The sequence below is a fragment of the Glutamicibacter sp. AOP38-B1-38 genome, assembly GCF_052377485.1.
GTDB lineage: Bacteria > Actinomycetota > Actinomycetes > Actinomycetales > Micrococcaceae > Glutamicibacter.
In genome coordinates, this window is record NZ_JBQSWU010000057.1 from 1 (window position 1) to 5,126 (window position 5,126).

The window sequence follows — 5,126 nt, forward strand, 5'->3', positions numbered from 1 at the left end:
GTTAACGATGCAACGAAGAACGAGCGAAGGACCGGCAACCGTGAGCGCAAGGTTGACCACAATGAAGAATCAAGTAACAGCAACACCAGAAAGCGCTTGGCGAAAGCGCAAGGATGCATGGGAGCATCTGGGATATGTACTTGGCGAGATCATTCGCGGTATCGACGACAAGGTCTCCGGCGAGCAGCATGAGCACGAGGCTACGCAACTACTGAGCCTCCTTTCTGCCATCGAACCCTACTGGGCCACGCCGGGCTTAGACTACTTCAACGAAGTTGAAACGTTGATGCACGAAGGCCACTTCCGTGATGCGCTGAGCAAGGTATATCTGGCAAATCAGTCCTTCCGGACGCAGACCCAATACATCGACGGCGAAAGCAACGACAGCGACGCGGAGGAAGCCGAGGCTGCTGCCCAAAGCAACGAGCTGGGCGGTGGTGAACCACGAGCAATCCATCGGAAGTTCGTCCCCAAGGTCGAAATTCTGTTGGTGGACAATGGTCCATCCGATGAGATTGAGCGATTCAAGATCGAAATGCTCGAACAGCGTCAGCGAACCGATTCATTCAACTACAGCTTCGTTGTCGTGCCTAGCGTCGAGGACGCGCTGGCCGCGATTGTCATCAACCCGACCATTCAGGCGGTTGTGCTCACCGCCCGCTTCGAATTGGAAACTCGGCGCCGGCTGAGCTCCACCCTAGGAAAGTACGTGTCACGGCATACAGCCGGACACTTTTCCACGGCAAGGCAAATCGACCGGATCTTGGATTTGGAAGAGATCATCGATCTGCTCCGCCCAGAGATCCCGGTCTACCTGATCGCCGGCGTTGCACTTGAATCTATCGCGCACGAGATTACCGGTCGCTTCAAGCGCATCTTCTCACGCAACGACGGCATGGATCTGCATCTGTCGATCATCGCCGAGGTGCTCGAACGCTACAACACTCCGTTCTTCCACGCGCTACAAAAGTACGCCAAACGCCCCGGCGGGGTATTCCACGCGATGCCGATTTCTCGCGGCGGGTCGGTGCAGAACTCGCCATGGGCACGAGACTTGGTGGACTTCTACGGGAAGAACCTGCTGTTGGCCGAAACCTCTGCCACTTCCGGAGGATTGGATTCCCTCTTGGATCCGCAGAGCTCCATCAAGGAAGCCCACGAGCTGGCGGCCCGCGCCTTCAACAGCCACCGCACCTACTTCGTCACCAACGGCACCTCCACTGCGAACAAGATCGTTCACCAGTCGATCCTTGCGCCCGGTGACATCGTGCTGGTTGACCGCAACTGCCATAAATCACACCATTACTCCCTGGTGCTCGCCGGTGCAAGCGTCAGTTATCTGGAGGCCTACCCGCTGAACGAGCACTCCATGTATGGTGCCGTATCGCTGGAAGAAATCAAGGGACGACTGTTGCAGTTGCGCCGCGAAGGCCTGCTGCACAAAGTCAAAATGCTCACATTGACCAACTGCACCTTCGACGGGATTATTTACGATCCGCGTCGCGTGATGGAAGAGTGTCTGGCCATCAAGCCAGATCTGGTCTTCCTTTGGGATGAAGCGTGGTTCGCTTTCGCCGGATTCCATCCTGTCTACCGTCAACGCACCGGTATGTCTGCGGCCCAACGCATGCAAACGGCGTTTGAGACATCTGAATATCGTGAGCGTTTTGCCGCGCAGCGTGCCGAACTGCCCGAACCAGGAACGCTGGATGACCCGGCAAACGATGATGCCTGGCTGAAGACGCGACTGCTCGCCGATCCTGCCAAGACCCGCCTGCGCGTGTATTCGACACAGTCCACGCATAAGACGCTGACCTCACTGCGCCAAGGGTCAATGATTCACATTCACGATCAAGATTTCGCAGAACGTAACCGCAATACGTTCCGCGAGGCCTATATGACGCACACCTCGACCTCGCCGAACTATCAGATCCTCGCCTCGCTTGATATCGGGCGGCGTCAGGCTGAGTTGGAGGGCTATGCGTTGGTGCAGCGCCAGGTTGACTTGGCTCAATCGATCGTCCGGGCGATGTCACGCAATAAGCTGCTCAGCAAGTACTTCCAGGTACTCGATACGAGGGACCTGATCCCGCAGCAATACCGTTGCAGCGACACCGGCAACCCAGTTCGTGACGGGTTGGAAGTTTGGGACAGGTCTTGGTCTGAAGATGAATTCATCGTTGACCCATCAAGATTGACCCTGGACATCAGCCGCACAGGAGTGGATGGAGACACCTTCAAGCACACCTATCTGATGGACGGTCACGCGATTCAGGTCAACAAGACCAGCCGCACCTCGGTCCTGTTGATGACCAACATCGGCACTAACCGTTCGGCGGTGGCCCACCTGATTGAGGTGCTGGTCAAGATCGCCGAAGAGCTGGAGCATAAACGCCGATTGGATGGCCGGGCGCTAGCGGACGGGAAAAAGGTTCCTCCGACGCAGATCCCAATGCCAGATTTCAGCTATTTCGCCGAGGAGTTCAGCGGCGGCGGTGGCAGCGGCGATATGCGTTCGGCCTACTATCTGACCTATAAGGATCCGGCTACGCACTTCATTTTCTCACCAGAGATTCGTCAAAAAATTCAAAGTGGCGAACAGGTAGTCTCGGCGGCGTTCGTTACTCCATATCCTCCAGGATTCCCGGTATTAGTTCCGGGGCAGGTCGTGTCGACGGAGATCCTCGATTACATGGATGTGCTCGATACCCGAGAAATCCACGGATACCACCGTGACTACGGGTACCAGGTCTTTACCCGTGAAGCATTGGCCGAGGTGGCAGCGAAGAAGTCTTGATTCTTCGTATGGGCAGGAATCTCAGCTGAGATTCCTGCCCATACGTTTGCCCATCGCCGTACATGCAGCTCTTCGAAGCTGGCACTGACAACTGTGAAATTAGTCAGAGAGACGTGTGAGTATTTGGTCTGAGCTGGCTTCATTGACGCGTTGCGGGTAGCGTCCGTAATGAGGGCTCGGCCCCGCTGGCTGAGTCAGATGCACGGTAACTTCACTGTAAAAGGAGAAGGATCTATGACAAAAACCAAGAACACACCGGCAAGCAAAACCTCGAAGGAGAATGCTGAAGGTGGTTTCGTTGCCACCGCTGCCCTCGGAGATGCCTTGCAGTCCGTGTTGGTTCAACTGCTGGACTTGCAGCTTGTTGGCAAGCAGATCCATTGGAATGTTGTCGGCCCGAACTTCCGCGACCTGCACCAGAACCTCGATGAGATCGTGGATATCGCTCGCCGCGGCTCGGATGAAATTGCAGAGCGTATGCGCGCTATGCACATCACTCCGGATGGCCTGGCCGGCACCATAGGTAAATATAGCGAACTCGAGCAACCAAACAACGGCGAGATTCTGACGACCAAGGCCGTGGATATGGTGGTCAAAGCCCTGCAGAACACCGTCGGAGTCATTCGAGACGTACATGACGCAGTCGATGAGGAAGACCCGACCAGCGCTGACATCCTGCACGGGTACATTGCTGGCCTTGAACAACAGGCGTGGTTCATTAGCGCCGAAAATCGCACACCATAGCATCACTGATTTAGGGGGAGCCGAGGCAATTGTTGCGTCGGCTCCCTCGCGGTTTTCGGGTGCCGATCGGAAACTCGAAATACCCCTAGAATCTGCAGCGCGAAGAGCCTACCGTTGAAGATAGACGGGGTGTTCTCGCAACGTCTACACGTCAATTGAGAGGTGATTCATCTATGGCTATGGACAACGGTTCAAACCCAATTAAGGACGATGAACTCTACGAGAAATTGCGGGAAGAAGGGAACTCCAAGCAAAAGTCTGCGCGCATTGCCAATGCCGCCGCCCGGGACGGCCGATCGGCCGTCGGGGAACGCGGAGGCGAGTCTGGCAACTACGAGGACTGGACGGTCGAAGAGCTCAAACGCCGGTCGAAAGAGATCGGTCTGACGGACTACTCCGACAAACGAAAGGCCGATTTGATCCAGGCCCTTCGAAACTCCTAGTGAACTAAGGACGTCGCGTCATGAGTAACGACGACATCATCGAAGACCAGTCCGAGCCGATTGAAGGAGAGGAACTCAAGGAGCAGTATGTTGCCCGTCGAGGTCCGATTCACCACCCGTCGGTCGAGGAGCTAGAGAAAGACGCCAACGACGATAGATTCGACGCCGGTTAATTCAGCTCCGGTAGCTGATGGATCTGTGTGAACCCTCGTTGGAACGTCTTTTCGGGAGTATCGTAGTAAGTAGTGGCCGTGTTCGGATGGCATGGCTGCTTGACCATTTAATGGTCGAAAACTCACCCGGAAGGGACCAAAATATGGGAGTTCAAAACAACGACGGTGACTAGGTCATCGACGTAATTCGCGAGTCTCATCGTGAATTAACGATATTCACGTCGAGGCCTTTTCGCTTCGCAGGCGGAGCCTTTCTTGCTGCACCGCCAACCCAATGGAAGATAGCCGATTCTATGCCGGGAATACCGGTAAGAACAGGAGAGACGCCATGTCGACAATTCACGGAGCGTCCAGACCGCACAGTAAACATTTGGGTTTGGGACTAGCCGCGGGCGGTGCCCTGCTTGCAGCCATGTTCTTAGCCATCATATTTTGGGTTCCCATGGGCCTCATTCCCAGCATGAATCCCATGTGGATCGTTGTCGCATGGGGCGCGATGCTCATGTGTTGGGGTGTTTTCCGGTTGATTGCCGGGCCCAGCAGCCTAGACCATCTTAACGGCGGTACCAGCGCAGGCTCTTAGCCTAGGAGCCGGTGTTTTCTGCCCAGAGCCGGAACACAAGCGCACAGCTTAGAAAAACGAAGCCACTGTGCCACTTCAAATCGAAGTGGCACAGTGACTTCGTTAAACCGCAGGCAGGCAATCTGCGTGCCTTGCCACGCCGTAGTGGAAGTATCGGTTGCTTCTATTCCTACTACTGGGCGTTGCCCCTTGAGGCTTCACCAGCCGATGAGCGTTCAAACTAGTCGCAGATCATTGCGATTCTAGTTTCCGAATTGGTTGTGTTCACCATCTTCGCTGTCGAAATCATTGCCACGGTTGACTGATTCTGTTGAACCGAACTCATTTTCTTCGTTGGCGCCGCCGCTGTAGGATTCCTGGCCGGATTCTTGGTTGCTGTTGCTGCC

4 protein-coding genes are annotated in these 5,126 nt (G+C 55.3%); all 4 read left to right on the plus strand.

The features are described from left to right. The first annotated feature begins 61 nt into the window (after positions 1-61). The 4 genes from ACT3TP_RS18360 to ACT3TP_RS18375 all read left to right on the plus strand — a co-directional run bounded on the left by ACT3TP_RS18360 (position 62) and on the right by ACT3TP_RS18375 (position 4,157). A complete protein-coding gene (locus ACT3TP_RS18360; RefSeq protein ID WP_444621253.1) occupies positions 62-2,797 on the plus strand; it encodes an aminotransferase class I/II-fold pyridoxal phosphate-dependent enzyme in 2,736 nt (911 codons plus the stop codon). 234 nt (positions 2,798-3,031) lie between these two features. Beyond that, positions 3,032-3,541, plus strand: a complete 510-nt coding sequence (locus tag ACT3TP_RS18365) for a Dps family protein (RefSeq protein ID WP_105650317.1) — start codon at positions 3,032-3,034, stop codon at positions 3,539-3,541. A gap of 173 nt (positions 3,542-3,714) precedes the next feature. Then, positions 3,715-3,984, plus strand: coding sequence for a DUF7218 family protein (locus tag ACT3TP_RS18370; RefSeq protein WP_444621254.1), 270 nt, complete (start codon positions 3,715-3,717; stop codon positions 3,982-3,984). Positions 3,985-4,004: 20 nt separating this feature from the next. Continuing rightward, the gene (locus ACT3TP_RS18375) at positions 4,005-4,157 is read left to right on the plus strand and encodes a hypothetical protein (RefSeq protein WP_444621255.1); all 153 of its coding nucleotides are present in this window, start codon (positions 4,005-4,007) and stop codon (positions 4,155-4,157) included. Positions 4,158-5,126: the final 969 nt, after the last annotated feature.

What these genes read in the sequence shown, in the direction of transcription:
- ACT3TP_RS18365 (WP_105650317.1), top strand. Translation starts at nt 3,032, where the DNA reads ATGACAAAAACCAAGAACACACCGGCAAGCAAAACCTCGAAGGAGAAT.
- ACT3TP_RS18370 (WP_444621254.1), top strand. Translation starts at nt 3,715, where the DNA reads ATGGCTATGGACAACGGTTCAAACCCAATTAAGGACGATGAACTCTAC.
- ACT3TP_RS18375 (WP_444621255.1), top strand. Translation starts at nt 4,005, where the DNA reads ATGAGTAACGACGACATCATCGAAGACCAGTCCGAGCCGATTGAAGGA.
- ACT3TP_RS18360 (WP_444621253.1), top strand. Translation starts at nt 62, where the DNA reads ATGAAGAATCAAGTAACAGCAACACCAGAAAGCGCTTGGCGAAAGCGC.